This window comes from endosymbiont of Lamellibrachia barhami (genome assembly GCF_011947365.2).
Lineage (GTDB): Bacteria > Pseudomonadota > Gammaproteobacteria > Chromatiales > Chromatiaceae > QGON01.
The window spans coordinates 677,351-695,991 of sequence record NZ_JAAVSH020000001.1 but is presented as its reverse complement, the minus strand read 5'-3'; the positions used below and the strand labels follow the sequence as shown (position 1 = coordinate 695,991).

At 54.1% G+C, this 18,641-nt stretch carries 18 protein-coding genes and 1 other RNA gene; 9 read left to right on the top strand and 10 right to left on the bottom strand.

The window, feature by feature from the left end:
* Positions 1 to 439 precede the first annotated feature (439 nt).
* From G9Q73_RS03045 to G9Q73_RS03020, 6 genes are all read left to right on the top strand, one after another.
* Positions 440 to 1,039, top strand: a complete 600-nt coding sequence (locus tag G9Q73_RS03045; protein ID WP_177418498.1) for an Ig-like domain-containing protein — start codon at positions 440 to 442, stop codon at positions 1,037 to 1,039.
* 112 nt (positions 1,040 to 1,151) lie between these two features.
* An RNA gene (ffs, locus tag G9Q73_RS03040) (signal recognition particle sRNA small type) lies at positions 1,152 to 1,248 on the top strand.
* Between the two features lie 117 nt (positions 1,249 to 1,365).
* On the top strand, positions 1,366 to 2,997 hold the full coding sequence (gene dnaX / locus G9Q73_RS03035) for a DNA polymerase III subunit gamma/tau (RefSeq protein WP_177418496.1): 1,632 nt from the start codon (positions 1,366 to 1,368) through the stop codon (positions 2,995 to 2,997).
* A gap of 28 nt (positions 2,998 to 3,025) precedes the next feature.
* The gene (locus tag G9Q73_RS03030) at positions 3,026 to 3,349 is read left to right on the top strand and encodes a YbaB/EbfC family nucleoid-associated protein (RefSeq protein ID WP_177418495.1); all 324 of its coding nucleotides are present in this window, start codon (positions 3,026 to 3,028) and stop codon (positions 3,347 to 3,349) included.
* A 7-nt stretch (positions 3,350 to 3,356) separates the two neighbouring features.
* Entirely contained in the window at positions 3,357 to 3,953 is a 597-nt protein-coding gene (recR, locus tag G9Q73_RS03025; protein ID WP_177418492.1) for a recombination mediator RecR, read from the top strand.
* 104 nt (positions 3,954 to 4,057) lie between these two features.
* Positions 4,058 to 4,312 (top strand): HIT domain-containing protein, encoded by a 255-nt coding sequence (locus G9Q73_RS03020; protein WP_177418490.1) that lies wholly within the window; start codon positions 4,058 to 4,060, stop codon positions 4,310 to 4,312.
* Between the two features lie 375 nt (positions 4,313 to 4,687).
* Here the strand turns inward: G9Q73_RS03020 and G9Q73_RS03015 are convergent, their stop codons facing one another.
* The 7 genes from G9Q73_RS03015 to G9Q73_RS02985 form a co-directional block, all read right to left on the bottom strand.
* Positions 4,688 to 5,455, bottom strand: coding sequence for a CIS tube protein (locus tag G9Q73_RS03015; protein ID WP_177418488.1), 768 nt, complete (start codon positions 5,453 to 5,455; stop codon positions 4,688 to 4,690).
* A 3-nt stretch (positions 5,456 to 5,458) separates the two neighbouring features.
* On the bottom strand, positions 5,459 to 5,629 hold the full coding sequence (locus G9Q73_RS03010) for a DUF5908 family protein (RefSeq protein ID WP_177418486.1): 171 nt from the start codon (positions 5,627 to 5,629) through the stop codon (positions 5,459 to 5,461).
* A 2-nt stretch (positions 5,630 to 5,631) separates the two neighbouring features.
* Positions 5,632 to 6,072: a phage tail protein gene (locus G9Q73_RS03005; RefSeq protein ID WP_177418484.1), complete on the bottom strand. Its 441-nt coding sequence runs from the start codon at positions 6,070 to 6,072 to the stop codon at positions 5,632 to 5,634.
* Between the two features lie 16 nt (positions 6,073 to 6,088).
* Positions 6,089 to 6,523, bottom strand: coding sequence for a phage tail protein (locus tag G9Q73_RS03000; protein WP_177418482.1), 435 nt, complete (start codon positions 6,521 to 6,523; stop codon positions 6,089 to 6,091).
* A 75-nt stretch (positions 6,524 to 6,598) separates the two neighbouring features.
* Positions 6,599 to 8,761 (bottom strand): phage tail sheath C-terminal domain-containing protein, encoded by a 2,163-nt coding sequence (locus G9Q73_RS02995; RefSeq protein WP_177418480.1) that lies wholly within the window; start codon positions 8,759 to 8,761, stop codon positions 6,599 to 6,601.
* Between the two features lie 19 nt (positions 8,762 to 8,780).
* Positions 8,781 to 10,172, bottom strand: coding sequence for a hypothetical protein (locus G9Q73_RS02990; RefSeq protein ID WP_177418478.1), 1,392 nt, complete (start codon positions 10,170 to 10,172; stop codon positions 8,781 to 8,783).
* 4 nt (positions 10,173 to 10,176) lie between these two features.
* Positions 10,177 to 10,761 (bottom strand): Pvc16 family protein, encoded by a 585-nt coding sequence (locus G9Q73_RS02985; protein ID WP_177418477.1) that lies wholly within the window; start codon positions 10,759 to 10,761, stop codon positions 10,177 to 10,179.
* A 173-nt stretch (positions 10,762 to 10,934) separates the two neighbouring features.
* Here G9Q73_RS02985 and G9Q73_RS20300 point away from each other — a divergent pair, with 173 nt between their 5' ends.
* The gene (locus G9Q73_RS20300) at positions 10,935 to 12,251 is read left to right on the top strand and encodes an ATP-binding protein (protein WP_177418476.1); all 1,317 of its coding nucleotides are present in this window, start codon (positions 10,935 to 10,937) and stop codon (positions 12,249 to 12,251) included.
* 91 nt (positions 12,252 to 12,342) lie between these two features.
* Here the strand turns inward: G9Q73_RS20300 and G9Q73_RS02975 are convergent, their stop codons facing one another.
* The gene (locus G9Q73_RS02975) at positions 12,343 to 14,229 is read right to left on the bottom strand and encodes a cytochrome C (protein WP_177418474.1); all 1,887 of its coding nucleotides are present in this window, start codon (positions 14,227 to 14,229) and stop codon (positions 12,343 to 12,345) included.
* Between the two features lie 818 nt (positions 14,230 to 15,047).
* Here G9Q73_RS02975 and G9Q73_RS02970 point away from each other — a divergent pair.
* Together G9Q73_RS02970 and G9Q73_RS02965 are read left to right on the top strand one after the other, a co-directional pair.
* Positions 15,048 to 15,833: a c-type cytochrome gene (locus G9Q73_RS02970; protein WP_177418472.1), complete on the top strand. Its 786-nt coding sequence runs from the start codon at positions 15,048 to 15,050 to the stop codon at positions 15,831 to 15,833.
* A gap of 32 nt (positions 15,834 to 15,865) precedes the next feature.
* Positions 15,866 to 16,807, top strand: coding sequence for an ankyrin repeat domain-containing protein (locus tag G9Q73_RS02965; protein WP_177418470.1), 942 nt, complete (start codon positions 15,866 to 15,868; stop codon positions 16,805 to 16,807).
* Positions 16,808 to 16,864: 57 nt separating this feature from the next.
* Here the strand turns inward: G9Q73_RS02965 and G9Q73_RS02960 are convergent, their stop codons facing one another.
* Both G9Q73_RS02960 and G9Q73_RS02955 read right to left on the bottom strand, forming a co-directional pair.
* On the bottom strand, positions 16,865 to 17,311 hold the full coding sequence (locus G9Q73_RS02960) for a YaiI/YqxD family protein (protein WP_177418468.1): 447 nt from the start codon (positions 17,309 to 17,311) through the stop codon (positions 16,865 to 16,867).
* A gap of 8 nt (positions 17,312 to 17,319) precedes the next feature.
* Positions 17,320 to 17,883: a bacteriohemerythrin gene (locus tag G9Q73_RS02955; protein WP_177418467.1), complete on the bottom strand. Its 564-nt coding sequence runs from the start codon at positions 17,881 to 17,883 to the stop codon at positions 17,320 to 17,322.
* Positions 17,884 to 18,641 lie beyond the last annotated feature (758 nt).

The window sequence follows — 18,641 nt, the reverse complement described above, 5'->3', positions numbered from 1 at the left end:
ACGTCCGTGGGTAATCTTGGCCCGCTACCGGGCTTCGAGCTTCCGCCGATTGATTTTTTGATAACTGCACCCCTATATATTGGGGTAAGTGGCGCTAACCGTCCACCCCCTTTAGTTTAAATCCAGTGAATTAGAGCCGTTTTAAGAAGCTATTTCTTTATAGCACTGTACTAATGTTTTTATCCTCAGTCAGAAGTTACGGAATGCGAATTTATATATTTATGTACTATTTGTAACACCATGAAAAATAATAAAAAAGTATTTAATTCCTGTGCCCTGATGTGGGGTCTTACAAATTTGTGACGTTGTTCCATAAAATAGACGTTGTTGGGTATGGTGCTTTACGGGGTGGAACGATATTCTATGGTCCACTGCTGAACAGGGTTTTTGCAATATGACTTTCCACACCTCAAATCTACTTAGGTTTCTGGCTTGCGCTTTGCTAAGTCTGACGCTTGTTGCCTGTGGTGTAGACGATAGTGTGACTGTCGATACGACTTCCGAAACGGTCGGTAGCGCCCGTGAGCCGGTGGCGAACCCTGATGCCGCCTCTACCGTCGAAGGTCAGGAGGTTGTTTTCAGCGTGCTGGATAACGACACTGCTGAGGATATTGGGGCGGTCTCTGTCTCTATCCTGACTCAGGCTGCCCACGGCGCCCTGTTCATTGGCCTGGACAACATGATTACCTACGTGCCTGATGCCTCATTCACCGGCACAGATTCATTTCTCTATCAGATCACCGACGCCAGCGGGGCGATCTCCATGGCGATGGTTTCCATCTCTGTGGACTGTGGCACCCTCTCCTGTACCTATCCGATTCAACTCTCCTGGACTGCAGGCGGCGATACAGTTGTCTCCGGTTACTATATCTATCATGGAGAGGTATCCGGCGAGTATGGCGACAAGGTCTGGATTAATGGCGATACGGTGGCGGAGTTCACTGTCAGTGGTCTGGGCGCCCACTATTTCGCAGTGACGGCAGTGAGCCTGAGTGGCATTGAGTCCTCCTATTCTCCCGAAGCGGTTGTTGTCCTCTAACAGCTGATAGTTGATCCCGGGGATTGCCCGGTTCCGGATCACATCCTCCATTGTTTTCGTTCCGATAGGGCGTATAATCACGCCGCTTCATCACTGTTTCTATGGTGGCTGATATCGGTCCCCCCGCAACGTGAAGCTGTGAACCCCGTCAGGCCCGGAAGGGAGCAGCGGCAGCAGTGGACTCGTGTGCCGGGGTGTGGCTGGTGTCGGCCGCCACCCTTTTCCTGTTTCCTGCGCAGAACCCTCTGCATTGGCGATGATTCAGGCAAGATCTTGGGTTACACTCATCGCCTCTCTATCCATTATAGAATGACGTATCGGCTTCCATGTCCTATCAGGTGCTTGCCCGAAAATGGCGTCCTCAACTGTTCAGCCAGATGGTTGGGCAGGAGCATGTTGTCAGGGCGCTTGCCAACGCCCTCGACAATGACCGGCTCCACCATGCCTATCTGTTTACCGGTACCCGCGGTGTCGGTAAGACAACCCTGGCAAGAATCTTTGCCAAATCGCTCAACTGCGAGGAGGGGGTCAGCTCGACACCCTGCGGTGTCTGCTCTGCCTGTCGGGAGATAGACGAAGGGCGGTTTGTCGATCTGCTGGAAGTGGATGCGGCTTCCCGGACCAAAGTTGATCAGACCAGAGAGCTGTTGGAAAACGTCCCCTATGCACCGGTCAGAGGACGCTACAAAGTTTATCTGATCGATGAAGTTCACATGTTTTCCGGCCATAGTTTCAATGCCTTGTTGAAAACACTTGAGGAACCGCCTCCGCATGTGAAATTTATCCTGGCAACAACTGATCCCCAGAAGGTGCCGGTGACCGTGCTCTCCCGCTGCCTGCAGTTCAATCTCAAACGTCTCACCCGGGAACAGATTGGTGGACAGCTCAGCCATATCCTGAGACAGGAGCGGATTGACTTTGATGATGAGTCGCTCTCTCTGCTCTCTCGTGGGGCTGACGGCAGTATGCGTGACGGACTGAGTCTTCTGGATCAGGCTATCTCCTTTGGCGGCGGGGCACTGCAGGCTGCTGATGTCGGGGCAATGCTCGGTACCATTGCCGGGGATTCGATTCACGCTCTGGCGGAGGCGCTTGCCGGAAATGATGCCGCTGGCCTGCTGCAGCGTATCGCTGAGATGTCGGAATTGGCGGCGGATTTTGCCACTGCCATCCAGAACCTCCTGGCCTTACTGCATCAGATCGCCCTGTGCCAGCTGCTGCCCGATTTTCAGCCGGATGACGCATTCGATACGGCTCAGGTTAAACGGCTTGCACAGAGCCTTGCCCCGGAAGATGTACAGCTTTTCTACCAGATCGGTTTGAGTGGGCAGCGGGAGTTGTCACTCGCGCCGGATCCCCGCAGTGGCTTCGAGATGTTGCTGTTGCGCATGCTGGCTTTCAGACCAGAGGCTGCTGGATCTGGTTCGAATGCGCGAAAAAGTACCCATGCGTCATCAGGATCAACTCAGCCGAATGCGGCCACGTCAGTCGGCGGAAAACCGGTAAGAAGAGAGCGCGCGCCAGCTCAGGCGGCTAAACCCCAACCGGCACAGACGGAGAAGCGGGAGCAGGTCAGCGATCCCAGCCGTTGGGAGGAGTTTGCGGCAGGTCTCAGGCTCGGCGGCATTGCCAGCCAGTTGGCCAATAATTGTGTCTTCGCCGGGTGGGATGGAAAGGTGCTCAAGCTCAAGCTTGATCCTGCCTCCAGACAACTCAAGGGTGGGCAGGCGGAGAAACGTCTGCTGGACGGTATCCGGTCCGTATTGGGTGCTGAGGTCAAAATCGACTTTTTGGTGGAAACCTCTGACAAGGAGACTCCCGCCATGCGGCAGAAACGGGCCTTGAATGAACGCCAGCAGGCAGCAGAGGCCTCCATGGCTGAAGATCCGCTGGTGAGAGAGCTGGAAGAGCATCTTTCAGCACGACTGGTCAGTGGCTCTGTCAAACCGGTCGATTAAACATTTTTCTTTCGAAGAGGATTTGGTAATGAAGGGTGGTATAGGTAACCTGATGAAACAGGCCCAGAAGATGCAGGCCGAGATGCAACAGGCCCAGGAGCGACTGGCGCAGGAAGAGATCACCGGTGAATCCGGTGGCGGCATGGTGAAAGTGATCATGAACGGCAAGCACGAGGTGCGTCGCGTCTCTATCGATGACGCTCTCATGGAGGACGATAAAGAGATGCTCGAGGATCTGATCGCAGCGGCCATGAACGATGCGGCTCAGCGGGTCTCCCAGAAGATGCAGGAGAGCATGTCTGGTCTGACTGCCGGGATGGGACTGCCGCCGGGTATGAAACTGCCTTTCTGAAATTTCGATGTCTTCACAGAGTCTGCTCGACCAGCTGATAGGGGCGTTGCGCTGCCTGCCCGGCGTAGGTTCAAAGACTGCCCAGCGGATGGCCTACTATCTGCTGGAGCGGGATCGTGAAGGGGGCAGACATCTCTCCCGCATCATGGTCGAGGCAATGGAGCGGATTGGCCGTTGCAGCCGCTGCCGGACCTTGACGGAGCAGGAGATTTGTCGTCTCTGCACCAATCCTCACCGCGACTCTGCCCAGTTGTGCGTAGTGGAGACGCCAGCAGACCAGACCCTCCTCGAGCAGGCTATCGACTATCGCGGACTCTATTTTGTGCTGGGTGGCCATCTCTCTCCCCTGGATGGGATAGGACCGCGTGAGATCGGCCTGGATCAGCTGGATGCAAGGTTCGCAGAGGGTAAGGTTGAGGAGGTTATACTCGCCACCAATCCGACGGTGGAGGGTGAGGCGACAGCCCAGTACATTCACGATATGGCACATGCTCGGGGCATCCGCACCACGCGCATTGCCCAAGGCGTCCCGATGGGAGGCGAGCTGGAGTATGTCGATGGGGCGACCATCGCCCACGCTTTTTCCGGCCGTTCCGAGTTTTGATAGGGACAACCGGCTCCAATTGGTGTCTACATCATAGTGTGTCTGAATGGCAACTTAAGGGGGCGGAGTCAAATTGACCCCTTTTACACGAGCAAGGAGTAATCATGAGTGATTGTCTGTTCTGTAAAATGGTCAGCGGCGACATCCAGCCGAATGTGGTCTACGAGGATGATGATGTCTTGGCCTTCCGGGATCTGAATCCCCAGGCGCCGACCCATATCCTGGTGATTCCAAAGCGCCATATCTCCACCCTGAATGACCTTGAACCCGATGATGAGGCCTTGATGGGCAAGATCGTCCTGGCTGCGGCCAGGATCGCCGAGAAGGAGGGTATTTCGAGGCTGGCCATCACCCGTTGAACCGTAATGCTTGAAGCGGGGTCAGACTGTATCGGCATCCATCTACTCCGCTGGGTGGGCGTCTGATGGCCACCGGCTGGAGCTTGGCCGCCCTGAGAGACCACTGACAGCAGACACGGACGAGGACCTCTATCTCAGTCGCTGGCTTGAGGGTATGAGCTGCGGCGCATCAGTGACGGCAGAGTAGCGTCAGTAGTGGCATGCCTGTGTCGAGGTCGCATTCTGGAGAAGCAGTTTTACCCGGATCGGTGGCTCGCCCCTGGGCGTCATAGAGGCGATAGTAGCCGTAACTGAACGAAGCAGCAACAATGTTGTACTTCGTTCAGTTACGTATTGCTACCTGATATTGACGCGGCAAAACCTCACCGCCCGCCTTTACGGTAGTGGTGACCAAGTCCGATGCGCGGGGCAGAGGCAGTTGTCGTTCGCGGGGCATCGTCTATCTCTCCAGCTTCGGGAATCACGGGCCTTTAGCCAGTCTGCAGTTGCCGGGGAAGTGTGGAGTTCGCTGGCATCCTGCCACCTCCAGGTAGAGGCTGGAATCTCCATAGATTTCATGGCAGAGGCGGGCAGGGTGTCGCCGTCACGAACGATGCGCAGATGGGTGAGGTCGGGGGATTGGGCATTCTCCCGGGCGGCCCGCAGGTCGTCCTCCACGAAACCTTTGAATTTCGCCCTTGCCACGGCGCGGATCGGCGTGCCGTCAGGTTTGAACAGCTTGAAGGTGATCTCCATCTCGCTGAGACTGCCCTTGAAGAGCAGGGTGCCCCAGCTGAGTTTGATGTGGCGTGGCTGGTGAGTGTCGCCGTCGTAGTTGAGTACCACCTCCTTGAAGTGCTCAATCGCATCGACCACGCCGTCGCCCTTCAGGTAACGGTTGCTGAAAGACTCCGAGAGGCTGCTCGGAATGGCTCCCGTACTGTCGAAGAGAAACTCAAAATCCATCTCCTCCGGCAGAATCTTGTTGAAACGGGGGGGAGTGGCACTGGTGCCCGAGGCCTGCTGCTCGTCGCGCTCGATCTTGTATTTGAAGGAGTAGTTCTCCGGGTTGATCTGCACCACAAAGGTGCCGTCCGCCACCTCTTCCGAGAATTGCGGATCGCTGTAGGCGATGAGGCGCATCTTTTCCAGTTGCCCGGGCATGGTCTATCTCTCTCCTTTCTCCTGCAGTATCTGCATGATCCGTTCGACGCACTCGGCGATCAGTGCTTCCTTATCCTCGGGTGCTGGCCGGGTGCCGCTACTGCTACCCTCCCGGCGCGGCTCCTGTCCGCCGATTTCGGCACGAATTACCAGCTCTCTGATCTCTACCGGCATAGTCAGCCCCTGGTGAAGTAGAGATACTGGAGATCCAGCGTCTCAATGGTCAGTTCATTGTTCATGGCGTTGAACTCCGAGACGGACCACTTCTTCGGCCAGGCGTGAAAGATGTTCCAGCTCATCACCGGCTCGTGTTTTTCGTTGAGCAGGGTGATCAGTATGTCCACCGGCTTGATCTCCAGGGTCTGCATGGTCCGGTTGCACCAGTCGATGAGATCGGAGTTACGCATCATGCCCCGTTTCAGACTCAGCGTGCCGTAGCTGGTCTTGGTGGGCAGGATGTACTCGAAGCGGTTTTCGCCGCCCTCTTTGATCGTCTCCGTCTCCATGCTGACCTCCAGGCCGCCGATGGTTTGAAAGCGGCTGTCATTAGCACCGAAATCGACGCTGATGAATTCGACCTGGAAGTGGAACCCGGGATAGAAGTCGTACTCCGACATATTGGTCTGTCCCGGGTTACTCGTTCTCGATCACCAGACCTTCGTGGACAAGCTCCATGGTTTCGATCGCCACTTCGTTGCCGTCAGCCTTCAGGTCGGTGGCCGTCACCTTGGATGGCCAGGCGTTCTTCACCTTCCACACCACTACCGGTTCATGGTTTTCGTTGAGCAGGCTGATCACCAGATCCCGCCGCTCCACGGTCTGCAGTTTGGCGGTATCCTTCCACCAGTTGAAGAACTCGTTATCACTGGCGAAGGTGCCCCTTTTCAGGGTGATGTTGCTGTACTTCTTCAGACCCGGCATGCGGATCTTGCTGAACTCAGGACTCATGCCGTGCCGGTATTCGATCATCTCGGTCTCGACCTCAAGGCCGGAGACCTCGCTGAAGCCGACGCTGGAACCGCCCCACTCGACCACGAAGTGGAATTTTGCAAGAGGATAATTTGCCATGACTGTACCTCGTATCCGTTAGCTGGCGCAGACCGTTGGTCTGCGCATCTCTGTTTCCCTGTAAAAAATCATCTGTCAGGAGACCTGCATCTTGTGGGAGAAGCGCAGGATGATGAACTCTGCGGGTCGAACCGCCGCCATGCCGATCTCAACGATCAATTTGCCTTCATTGATATCCTGCGCCGTCATAGTCTGTCCCAGCCCCACGTTGACAAAAAAGGCATCGTCGGGCACCGCCCCGGCGAGGGCGCCATTGCGCCACTGGATCAGCAGAAAGTTCTCGATCATGCCCCTGACCTTGACCCAGGTGTTCTTGTCGTTGGACTCAAAGACGAAACGGGATGAGGCCTTCTTGACCGACTCCTCGACCATGTTGAAGAAGCGCCGCACATTGACGTAACGCCACTCGTTGCTGTTGCCGTCGAGGGTGCGGGCGCCCCAGACCAGGATTCCCTTGCCGATGAAGGGGCGGATGATGTTGACCGATTTGCCGGCTACCGTGTCCACGTTGTAGTCGGCCTGCTCCGCATGGGTGACGACTTCGGAGACGCCCTTGACGCTGGAGAGGCTGACATTGGCAGGGGCCTTGTGTACGCCGCGGCTGGCATCCACTGCCGCATAGGCACCGGCGATAGCTGCGCTTGGGGGTAGCTCGGTAACCGCATTGGAGACCCGGTTGATCAGGTTGCGCAGTAGCGGAAAACCGTCCACCAGGGTTTCGTGATAGCTGTTTTCCAGGGCGCGGGCCTCGGCCTTGATGCCGGCAACCGCTTCATCCACCGATTTGAATACCTTACTTACCAGGCGTGCGCCGCTCTCCATATTTTTCGCGCGCTTTTTATTCGCCTCCTCATCGACAGCCTGTCCGGCGGCGCCTTCCGGATAGATGGAGGTGAGTTCAAAGGCCGGCAGATCACCTGTGGTAAAGGCGTTGTCTCCGCCCTGCGTCCATGCGGCAGCAGTCATTCCGGCACTGTGGGCCGCGAAGTAGTCTTCATGCTCGTCGACATTGCCGTCTGCGTCGGCATCCTCGCCTGTGGCGATGAATATACCGGCGCCTCTGGTGTAGTTGTTGAGCCTCTGCATCCGGTAAAAGAGAGTGTTTTTAATCAGCGTCTGTGCATAGTCCGTAAGGAAGGTGGTGCCGTCCGGGTCGAAGGGGGCGTCAGGGTCGCCCGGATTTGCCACCACGCGCTGACTGAAATCGGTGTCGGCCTTGGCGACCTCATCCAGAACGGCGTTCACCAGGATGTAGATGTAGTCGAACAGCGCCTGATAGGCATCCTGTACCGGACCGATCGGATTGGCTGCTGTGTCAGCGTTAAAGGTGGCGAGTGCATTACGGAAGTCGTTGTATTTTGCCTGATAGCCGGCATCCACTGATTCAGCATCGGTGGTGTTGTCGGCGAGAAATTTCTTTAATCCGGCAGTGGCATCGTCGAGCAGACGATCCGTGTCGGCGGAGGCCCGGGTCAGACGGCTGATGGCCTGCTGGGTGTCCCCGTCCTCGGTCAGATTGCCGAGGCTGACGGGATTGCCGAGCTTAAAGAGATGGCCCGTCAACTGACGGACTTTTACCGTCTTGCTCAGGTTGGTCTTCAGCCAGGGCCCGTAGGCGGCGCCATACTTGAGATTCTGCATGCCGACCTTGTTGCGGAAGTCGGCGATGCTGTCGCGCAGATCCATGCTGCCACCGTTCTCCTGCAGCAGATCGAGAATGGCGAAACGATCTTTCAGGTCGCCGCTCTGTTTCAGCGCCTGCTGCTGCAGGGTGTAGAACTTGTCGTCCTTCAGTTGCACTGCATCAGGCATTACCAGAAGGGTCGGTTCATCCTCGCGGGCGACGGCGGCGAGTCCGGCGCTGAGACGATCCTTATTGATAATGTCGTTGTAGTCGCCGACCGAGACGATGTAGCACTTGCTGCCGCCGTTGGCGAAGAAGAGCCGCATGCTGTCGTAGAGTAGAAAAGTGGATGAGAGGCTGGCGCTGGTAATGCTGTTGTTGGCATCCATCTCCACGCGGTTGACATTGACATCGGGAGCGGCCCCAAACAATTCCTGGAAATCGGCCAGAGAACGGATGAGTTCGGGTTTGTCGCGCAGGGATTCCCCCCGCTTTTCCGCCGACTGCGTGTAGCCGATAAAGGCGGGAACAGCGGTTTCCACCTGTGCGACAGAGGGCGGGAAGAGAGATATCTCTTCGGTGTAGACGCCGGGGGTTTTGACTACGAGTGCCATGGTGGTCTCTCCCTGATGGTTAACTGGTCAAATAGATGTCCGAAAAGATTCGGCCGTCTTCGGGATGGATCGAATGGGTGTCAGTGGGATTGGGCAGATACTGACTGGTGTCGTTGCGGAGCAGGGGGATGAAACCCCTGGTCAGCGGTTGTGCGTTGCTGGTGATCAACCGGCTGGGCGTTGTGCCTGCTTCCACGGTGAGGCCATCACCGGGAGTCGCAATCAGGTCGTCACTCAGCGGTTGGGGGAACTGGTAGCGCCAGTAGGTGGCGCGGTTGATGAAGTTAATGAGGTATTCGGGTGACTGCAGAACCCCGTCGCCATCCAGTAATCGATAATCATCGGTGGTGGCTTCCAGTTCGATCAGGCCGAACAGGCGGCTGCTGGCAAGATCATTATCCAGATAGAAAAACCGTTCACTGTCTGCCAATGGCAACCCGTCGGCGTCGAAAAGCTGCAGACGGTAGCGGCCGGATTTGAGATCAGCCAGGTCGACGGTAATTTCGTTTTGTTCGCCGTCCCCATCGTAGGTTGCCTCTAACAGCATCTGTGTGTCGAGGTCGAATACCCGTAGTTTCAGGTAGTGCTGTGGATTGTCCAGGGCAATGGAGAAGTGGTTGGGGTAAAGCGGTAGCCAATCGTCGCGGCTGACGCCTTGCAGCAGAGGGCTGTACTGGCGTAACCAGTGAGCCGGGTTGGAAAAATTGCCGCTGGGATCGTCGATTTGTGACTCGTAGACGCTGCCGTTGTGGACAACATGATCTCCCGTGGCCACTTCACCTGCCGGGATTGGACCGCTCTCATAGACCTTATAGGGGGGGGAAGTCTGCCAGTCTTCGATGTCGAAAGTGTCACCGGCTTCGATCTTGCCGGGTGTGCTGAGCCGCTGCTGCGGATCGAGTGGGTCGTCAATCAGCAGGTCACCGGGCTGATACTGGATTGCTTCGCTGAATCCCTGCAGTGTCCGGCTCAGATGCAGACTGTTCTTTTCCGGGTTCTCCGCATCGTTTGAGAAGCGGTAGATCCCCCCCTGCAGTTTGTCGAGGGGCAGATTGGTGAAGTCGAGGAAATGGGGGTTTTTCAGCCGCAGGGAGAAACGCAGTTTGAAACCCGGTTCCAGTCCCACTGCGAAGACCGGCTCACCGCTGTCGGGATCCCGGTTGACCGGTGCGGCGACGAGAAAGCCGTCTTCGGTCTGGCGGTAGACCAGCCGGTAACGATTGATCAGCAGCCGACAGTCGGCGGTGGGTTGGATCTCCAGATCCTGATGGATGTCGGCCTGATCCTGGATCTTCTGCCGTGCATCCGCGCGGAGAGATTCAAAACACGCCTGGCCGCGATCGAAGTAGTAGCCGTGGCGAAAATGGACGGTGCAGAGCGGGCGATATTCGATGCCTACCGTCTCACTCATGGCCCTAGTTCCGCTGTCCGTGAATGAGGTCGATGGCCGTGATCGGTTGTGCCGGTTCTCCGCTGCTCTCCGCCTCCAGGCGCAGTAACCGTGCCTTGTACATCACGAACGGCACCTGCTTGCCGCCGAGGCTGCCCCACAGATCGTTGATCTCCTGAAAACTGAGGGTATGCAGATCGAGTTGAACATTGAACCCCTCGGGGAGCTGTTTTTCCGGTTGGTTATGGCGATGGAAATCGAAGCCGCGATGGGACTGGAAAAAAAGCAGGATCTGGGAGAGTCGTTCCAGCGCCAGATCATAGTGGGTCAGGTTGGCGCTGAAGAGCAGAAACATATTGAGGTGGACGGGGCGCTCCGCAAGCTCCTTTCGGCCGTTGTGCAGTTTATGTATCGGGCCGTTCTTCATGGTCTTCTCCTCTTCGAGGTTGACCAGACTGAGCACGACCTTGTCCTTGATAGAGGCTTCCGTGGGGAGACTGTCCTGATTTTCCAGTTGCGCGATATTACCCAGGGTGACGGGCTTGCTGCCAGCGTCACCGAGGTGAAGATTGAGTTGGGTAACCAACAATTCCAATGCGGTTTTAATCATCTTCCCTAGACTGTCTTTGCCCCTGGATCGGGGCTATTGTTCCAGCATCAGATCCGGTGCTGAATCTCCTCTCTCTCCTGTTTAGAGTAGACTACGAATCTGGTGAAGTAAATGATTGTCAGATCCCAGTGAAATCGTTGTGGATCAGGTCTTGAAATAGGGAAAATCGTCGCGTGGAAACAAGGCTGAAAAATCTGACTGAAGGTCTGGCTGCACTAGAGCAGTGGGTTCGCTACAGGCTGGCGGAGCTGCTGGGGCAGGGGCATAAGATTGAGGTGGAAGCGGTTCGATCCCGACTGGCCGGGCTTGAGCTGCTGCCGGGTCAACGCCTTCCGTTTGAGGAAAACCTGGCGCTGATCACGGTCTTGGCACCACACTTGCGGTCCGATTTTTTTGACCGGATCTTTGCTGAAGTCCTGCCGCAAAATGGTGATTATCCCTCTCTCGGAGGACTTCGTGGAACCCAGTTCCGGGGATTTATACCCACGGGAGAGACGTTGATGTTTCTACTGGCCGGGAGGGATCTGAAACAGCGTTTGTTTCTCAAGCAGCTGTTTGAAGAGACCCATCTGTTCAGCCGGGAGGGACTGCTCTATCTGGATCCGGCCCCGCCGGGTGAGCCGATCCTGAGTGGTCGTCTGAGTATGCCCAGTGAAATCGTCTCTCTGCTAACGAGCGGGGTGGCTGAGGGGCCCAGGTTCGGTATCGATTTTCCGGCCCAACACCTTACTACAGATCGAGAGTGGGATGAGCTGGTTCTGCGTCCGGCGACGCGGGATCAACTGGCGGAACTGCGCACCTGGTTGACCCACCGGAATCATCTGTTGAACGAGTGGGGCATGGGGCGGGTCTTTCGTCCCGGTTATCGGGCGCTGTTTCATGGGCCGCCGGGAACCGGCAAGACCTTCACCGCGACCCTGCTTGGCAAGGCGACCGGACGGGATCTGTTTCGTATCGATCTGTCGATGGTGATCTCCAAGTATATCGGTGAGACGGAAAAAAACCTGGAGAAGGTCTTCTCCCGCGCCGAGCATCGTGACTGGATCCTCTTTTTCGATGAGGCCGATGCCCTGTTCGGCAAGCGTACCGGGGTGCGGGACGCCCACGACCGGTATGCGAATCAGGAGGTCTCCTATCTGTTGCAGCGGATCGAGCAGTTTTCCGGGCTGGTGATTCTTGCCTCAAACCTGAAAAGCAACATCGACACCGCCTTTATGCGGCGCTTTCAGTCGGTGGTCCATTTTCCCACGCCGGGTCCGGAAGAGCGCTATCAGATCTGGCGGCGGCTGCTTCCGACCCAAGTCCGGTTGGAGCATGGATTGGATATGCGGGCGTTGTGCCGGCGCTATGAGCTGACCGGTTCCAATATCGCCAATATCATGCAGTATGCATTGCTGCAGACGCTCTCCCGTCAATCCGATGTTCTGCAAAAAACGGATCTGCTGGAGGCTATCGAGCGGGAGTATCAGAAGGAGGGGCGTTCTTTATAGTCGTGTAGGGTGCGGCGAGAGCCGCAGACCGCATGGTGCCATGAAAGGCAGCGCCCTGGGGGCGCTGCCAAACAGTGCTAAGTCCGACAGTCTAGGTTATTGTCGCAAAGCCAATCGCAACCAGTGTCAGTAGAGTTAACCCAAAGAAGATCAGGATCGCGCCAATAATATTGGAGCCTCTCTGCATCCCCTTCGAAGGCTTGTTCACCAGATACTTCTCCAGCTCTCCACTCGCTTCCAGACGTTCGTATTCCCGCTTATGCTCATGCTTGAACTCATCAAGTGGCACGGCCCCGGTGAAAATGGAGGTGCTCATTGGGAACTTGTCCGGGCGGAAGTGGGCATTGAAGAAATGCACCGAGAACAGGAATATGGTGGCCAACAGGGCCTCTTCCGCATGGATGATTGTCGCAATATTGAAGACAAAACCCGGCAAGATAATAGCTGTTTTGGTTGGCAAAAAGAGCATCAGGCCACTCAAGCCGATAACTGCTGCGCCCCAGAAGGGTGCCCAGTAATCAAACTTCTGCCAGTAGGACCAGCGGTCGAAGCTGGGCCGTTCCGCCTTGCCGAAGAACCAGCGGAACATCGCTTTCAGATCGTCCCAGTCCTGCCAGTTGGGAATCATCGATGTGGGTCCGAACCAGCGGAACGTCTTGCGCTCGGCGATGAAGATGGTGTAGCTGGCGATGGCGACGTGCACCAGGAATACCGTCAACCAGATGGTTGCCGCCGTACGGTGAATGATGGCCTCAATCTGTGGCCCACCCAGCAGCCCGATTACGAATGGCGCCCAATCGGTATGGGAGAAGAGCAGGGTGGAGCCGGTCAATACCAGTGTCATGGTGCTCATGGCGAACAGCAGGTGGATGATGCGCCAGGCAACACTGAAACGGCGGAAATAGACCGTCTCTTCTCTCGCGGGGGGTATGTATCCCTTGCCCTGCTGGCGATCACGAAACTCCCTGTAGAACCAGAACAGGACATGGGTCCAGAAGAACAGGAACACGACGATTATCAGCGCCTCCATGAATTTTGCGGTTATCCAGATGCCGGGATAACGCTCGAAATCATCGGCATTACCATGGGCATGGAAGCCCAGGAATCCTTCAGGGGCATCCTCATGGCACTGCTGGCAGGTCTCCAGACGATTATCGAGATGTATGCTGGAGGCCGGGTCATCGACCTTTTTCAGCTCATGACCACCATGACAATCGTAACATTTCGCGGTATTGGTATAACCCAGTCGGTTGACCTGGCCATGGTAGGAAGAGAGATAGGTCTTCAATGAATCCTCATGACAGCTACCACAGTTCTGAGTGATGGTCAGCTTCATTGAATCGGCTTCCGGTGATTCAATGTTGTGAGTGGTATGACAGTCTGAGCAGACAGCGGCATCACTGTTCTTTTTCTCCATCACTTCCTGGCCGTGGATGGATGTCAGGTAGGCCTGTTTCTGCTCCTCATGACACTTGCCGCACACCTCAGGATTCTGCAGACGATGTTCAGCCCGCTGCTCACTGCCCAAGGTGCCGATGTTGTGGGGTTCATGACAGTCGTGACAAGCGGCATTGGTTCTGGACTGATCGGCAAGACTGGGGCGGGCATGCACCGAGTGCATGTAGCTGTCGACCTGCTCCAAAACCACCTTCAGGCGCTTGTACTTCGGGTCGGGGCTGTCTTTCTGCTCTTCCAAATTTTCCTGGTGGCACTGCGCACAACCGACGGTAATGGGCAACCTTTCGTCATGTTCCCCTTTTTTCAGGGTGACGTTGGTATGACAGCCGACACAGTATTGTTTCCCATGGACGCTATTCTCGAACTTGTCCGGGTCAACGTAGATGAATTTCGTCGTGCCATCTTCATACTCCCAGATCTGCTCATCTTCATCATCATCGGCATGGCACTTGGTGCATTTTTTGTTTGGAGTGAGTGGCTTGCCTGCTTTTTCAGATGTAGGCGTCGAAGCCTGTTCCATTGCAGCAAAAGCAGTAAAGGCAGAGCACTGCGCACAACCGACGGTATGGGCAACCTTTCGTCATGTTCCTTTTCAGGGTGACGTTGGTATGACAGCCGACTGCAATGTTTCCCATGGACGCTATTCTCGAACTGTCCGGGTCAACGTGAATGTAATTTCGTCGTGCCATCTTCGCCTCCCAAAGATCTGCTCATCTTCATCATCATCGGCATGGCGCGGGTGCATTTTTTGTTTTAGGTAGGTGGCTTGCCTGCTTTTCAGATGTAGGCGTCGAAGCCTGTTCCATTGCAGCAAAAGCAGTAAAGGCAGATAGCCCAAGCAGGGCTGCCAACATCACTGACCAGACCTTGTTTATTCTCCTCATCATCTCCCCCGGCGCCCCTTCTGATTTAGATTGATCTGCCACCAAACGAAGCCTCTGACCCGGTTGCTCACGGGCACTGCAGGAGGCTGTCTGAATTGCTCCCGGCAAACGACGAGTCTGGCCGGGTGCGGATAAATCCTAATGCTGCAGGGAATATCCACTCTATTTTTATGTTTGCGTATTCTTCTCTACAATACAGGCAAGGTCAACAGGTTCGGAGATGTTTGCTCTGTGTGGCTTCTCCGCATAGCATTGTATACAGTTGGGCGGTTTGGAATGGCAGGGCGCGAATCCAGTCTCATCCTTGTAGAGCCTGGTCTTGTTGACACTGGTCATGATTGGATATATAAGCAGCATGTGCTGGGCTGTCGGAGCCCTGTAGATATGGTAACTGCTTGGCGCTGCTGAAGTAGTCCTGAATCAGTATTACTAATGTACAAAGATATAATTCGCTATGATCTATTCATTATCTTCAATCGCTAATATAGCAAAATCAGCGTTTCATCTTTTGCTGGTGTTCAGTTTGAGTCTGGCTTTCCTTGCTTCCGGCGTTGCCAGTGCTGAACCAGAGGTAAAAAAAGTTGATGAGGTAGTTCAAAAAGCCCTTGATGCGACACCTGATCTTGAAAAAGGCAAAAGGCTGTACCATATCTGTGCGGTTTGCCACACGCCAGAGGGCTGGGGGTCACCATCTGGATATTTTCCGCAAATTGCCGGACAACATCAAAGCGTGATACTCAAACAGCTTGCTGATATCCATAAGGGTAATCGTGATAATCCCACCATGATGCCTTTTACAAACCCCCTGTTTGCCAAAGGCACACAGGCGTTGGCTGATATCTCAGCCTATATTGAGCAGTTGCCGATGGTTCCCAATAACAGCATTGGCTTCGGTATGCGGCTTGAAGAAGGCAAGGAGCTATATATTGAATACTGCAAAAAGTGTCACGGGGACAATGGTGAAGGTGATGCAAAAGAGTTTTATCCGCGTATTCATGGGCAGCATTTCAAGTATCTGCTACGGCAATTACAATGGGTGAAAATCGGCAAGCGCAGAAATGCAGATGAAAAAATGGTGGAACAATTTAAAATCTTTAGTCACTCTGATCTGGCAGCAATTGCCGATTATGTCTCCCGCCTGACACCAGATAAGGAATTACTTGCCGATCATCTGGATTGGAGAAACCCGGATTTCAGAACTGGTTTTAGAACAGCACCCAAGGCGAAGCAAGAACAATGACACATGGCAGTACAATATTCAGAGGCATTAGCATGCTAAACCAGACAAAACTGTTAACCGCACTTATTTTATATCTCTTCATATGCTCTACAGCATGGGCTGACAGCATGCTGGATCAGCAACTTCGTGATGTTGCGTCAGGAGGGACAGCAGAACAGCTCAGCTCGTTGATCAGAAAAGGCGCAAATATCGATGCACCGGGTAAATATGGCAAGAGACCCCTTATGTTTGCCGCGGAATCCGGTAATACAGATATTGTGGCAACCCTGCTTTCTCATGGCGCAGAAGTCAACGCCAGAACCAAATCAGGTTCGACGGCACTTATATTTGCCGCTGAAAATGGTCATCCACAGATAACCGCACTGCTGATCGAGTTAGGTGCTAACGTACATGATCGCAACCGGTCGGGATCCAACTCACTGATGATTGCAGCGAAAAAGGGGGACGACATCATCGTTGCCCAACTGCTGGAATTTGGAGCAGATGTTCGTTCATCTGACCGAAAAGGCGATTCAGCCTTGATGCACGCGATAAACGCGGGGCACACTGAGGTCGTTAAAACCCTGTTTAGATATAGTCGACTAGTTACCCCCTGTGTACCTAATAATGCGGGTCTTACGCCACTGATGGTTGCAATTAACAAACGACAGAAAGAAAGCATAGAAATACTGCTGCCCAGAATCAAAAATATCAATTTTCAGGATAACTTTGGCGCTGGCACCCTTCACTATGCTGCTGAAAGAGATAATCTTGATGTCGTAAAATATCTTGTTGAGCGCCGTGCCAAGGTCAATTTGCAGGATGCGGACTTCTCTACGCCCCTTATCTATGCGGTAAAAGCAGGTAATACTGAAATTGTTTCGTACCTATTAGCCAATGGTGCCGATAAAACACTAAAAAATGATATGGGTAAAACCGCCCAACAGATTGCTGAAGAAAAAAACAACCAAGCCATTATGACTTTGTTTCACTAGCAGTTTGTCCGGGAAAGTAAAAGAGAAAAAGTGGACAGTGTCGAAAGAAGAGGGGGGCTATAACGCCTGTTTGAGAAACCTGTCAAGCTGATTGGCGAATGCCTGCCGGTCACCGTGGTTGAATGACGGCGGGCCGCCGGTATCGACGCCACTGCCGCGCAGCTCATCCATGAAATTGCGCATGCTCAGCCGCTGTTTGATGTTGCTTTCAGTATAGCGTTCTCCCCTGGGATTGATCGCATTGCCGCCTTTCTCAATGATCTCGGCTGCCAGAGGAATGTCGGCTGTGATCACCAGGTCTCCCGGCAGCAGACGCTTGACGATCTCGTTGTCAGCCACGTCGAATCCCGATCCGACCCGGATGGTCTTGATATAACGGGACGGCGGCGTACTGAGTGGCTGGTTGGCCACCAGGATCAGCGGTATCTGCACCCGCTCGGCGGCCCGATAGAGGATCTCCTTGATGACCTTCGGGCAGGCGTCAGCATCGACCCAGATCTGCATGGCGTGGCTCAGTTGACCCCTTTTCCCTGAAGGTGAGAGGTGTACTGTTTGTCAGTGCCGTTGATGTGGTTGATCAGCCAGCCCTGGAGATACTGGGCGACACCTTCCAGTGCTTCATGTCCCCGTACCTGGTAGTCCTCCACGAAACGCTCCACTTCGGCAATCATTGCGACATGCTGATCCTTATGGGCGGCGAAGTCCGGATAGTTGTTCTCCTGCAGCAGCTTCTCTTCATGTTCGAAGTGATATTTGGTGTAGTCCACCAGCTCTTCCAATGCCTTGCGCTCGAACTCTTCGCCGGTGTGGTACTCATACGCTGTCTGGAATTTGTTCAAAAGCTCGATCAGTTTCTTGTGGTCATCGTCCAGTTGAGCGATGCCTACGCTGTAGGAATCTTTCCACACCAGTTGGTCCGAGCGAACCTTCCAGTTATAGATGAAGGGGATCAGAATCACCATGCCGATCAATATCCATGCAACCGGGTTGTAGAGTCCAAACAGGAATCCCAGTCCTGCGGCAACCACCAGGAGACCGATGGTGGCGACTAACAGCAGTGTTTTTAATTTTTTCATGCCTTAATTTCCAGCGTGATCGATTGTTTTTCGTGAAATCAGCATACATTCTAGGCCACTTTGGGATATTTCAGAAACCCATCTGAAATGATGGCGGGTAAATTTGGCAGGTTCTCCTTTGGAAAAAGCTGTTCTCAACTTGGGGGAGGGGAAAGCAAGTGGCCAATGGTTTGCAAAAAAACACGGTTTTTTTATTGACGCAGGTCAATAAGAATTGGGATTGGGGTCCCTTGTGTTGTCTGACAAATATCAGAAATCTTCGAATTGAAGATCTGCAGATTGAGTTGTAGTGATTGAATTAAACATTGCTAATATACTGAGGTGCGGTGATTTTTATAGGAATAGGCTGGGGATTTTCCGTGAGCGGTTCACTTTTTTTCACGTTTGAAAATCTGATTGCCACCCAGCAAAAAAAAACGCGTTTGATTCATGTCAAAGAGTGATATTCCTCCTCGGCGTTATCGATATGACTAAACTACACGAAAGTACGGTTTGCCAAAATCTTCATGATCGATGGCGCTTGATGGAGACTTAACTAAATGAAAACCACATTTACACTTTCAATGTGGGCTTTGCCTTGGTGTCGTTACATCCGTTTGCAGTAAAACGCTGCAAAGCGGCATAAACCATGCATCTGTTGGATTTTGAAAAAGGAAATCAATCTATTTCAGCATTGCGCTGGCTCACCATGGCACTCTACGTAAAGGCGCCACAGGTAGAATCTAGGGCGAAAACACCATGAAACGGGTCAGAATCGG

What these genes read in the sequence shown, in the direction of transcription:
- recR (WP_177418492.1), top strand. Translation starts at nt 3,357, where the DNA reads ATGTCTTCACAGAGTCTGCTCGACCAGCTGATAGGGGCGTTGCGCTGC.
- G9Q73_RS02960 (WP_177418468.1), bottom strand. Translation starts at nt 17,311, where the DNA reads ATGCAGATCTGGGTCGATGCTGACGCCTGCCCGAAGGTCATCAAGGAG.
- dnaX (WP_177418496.1), top strand. Translation starts at nt 1,366, where the DNA reads ATGTCCTATCAGGTGCTTGCCCGAAAATGGCGTCCTCAACTGTTCAGC.
- G9Q73_RS03005 (WP_177418484.1), bottom strand. Translation starts at nt 6,072, where the DNA reads ATGTCGGAGTACGACTTCTATCCCGGGTTCCACTTCCAGGTCGAATTC.
- G9Q73_RS02955 (WP_177418467.1), bottom strand. Translation starts at nt 17,883, where the DNA reads ATGAAAAAATTAAAAACACTGCTGTTAGTCGCCACCATCGGTCTCCTG.
- G9Q73_RS03010 (WP_177418486.1), bottom strand. Translation starts at nt 5,629, where the DNA reads ATGCCGGTAGAGATCAGAGAGCTGGTAATTCGTGCCGAAATCGGCGGA.
- G9Q73_RS02965 (WP_177418470.1), top strand. Translation starts at nt 15,866, where the DNA reads ATGCTAAACCAGACAAAACTGTTAACCGCACTTATTTTATATCTCTTC.
- G9Q73_RS03030 (WP_177418495.1), top strand. Translation starts at nt 3,026, where the DNA reads ATGAAGGGTGGTATAGGTAACCTGATGAAACAGGCCCAGAAGATGCAG.
- G9Q73_RS02975 (WP_177418474.1), bottom strand. Translation starts at nt 14,229, where the DNA reads ATGGAACAGGCTTCGACGCCTACATCTGAAAAAGCAGGCAAGCCACTC.
- G9Q73_RS02970 (WP_177418472.1), top strand. Translation starts at nt 15,048, where the DNA reads ATGATCTATTCATTATCTTCAATCGCTAATATAGCAAAATCAGCGTTT.
- G9Q73_RS02995 (WP_177418480.1), bottom strand. Translation starts at nt 8,761, where the DNA reads ATGGCACTCGTAGTCAAAACCCCCGGCGTCTACACCGAAGAGATATCT.
- G9Q73_RS03020 (WP_177418490.1), top strand. Translation starts at nt 4,058, where the DNA reads ATGAGTGATTGTCTGTTCTGTAAAATGGTCAGCGGCGACATCCAGCCG.
- G9Q73_RS03015 (WP_177418488.1), bottom strand. Translation starts at nt 5,455, where the DNA reads ATGCCCGGGCAACTGGAAAAGATGCGCCTCATCGCCTACAGCGATCCG.
- G9Q73_RS03000 (WP_177418482.1), bottom strand. Translation starts at nt 6,523, where the DNA reads ATGGCAAATTATCCTCTTGCAAAATTCCACTTCGTGGTCGAGTGGGGC.
- G9Q73_RS02990 (WP_177418478.1), bottom strand. Translation starts at nt 10,172, where the DNA reads ATGAGTGAGACGGTAGGCATCGAATATCGCCCGCTCTGCACCGTCCAT.
- G9Q73_RS02985 (WP_177418477.1), bottom strand. Translation starts at nt 10,761, where the DNA reads ATGATTAAAACCGCATTGGAATTGTTGGTTACCCAACTCAATCTTCAC.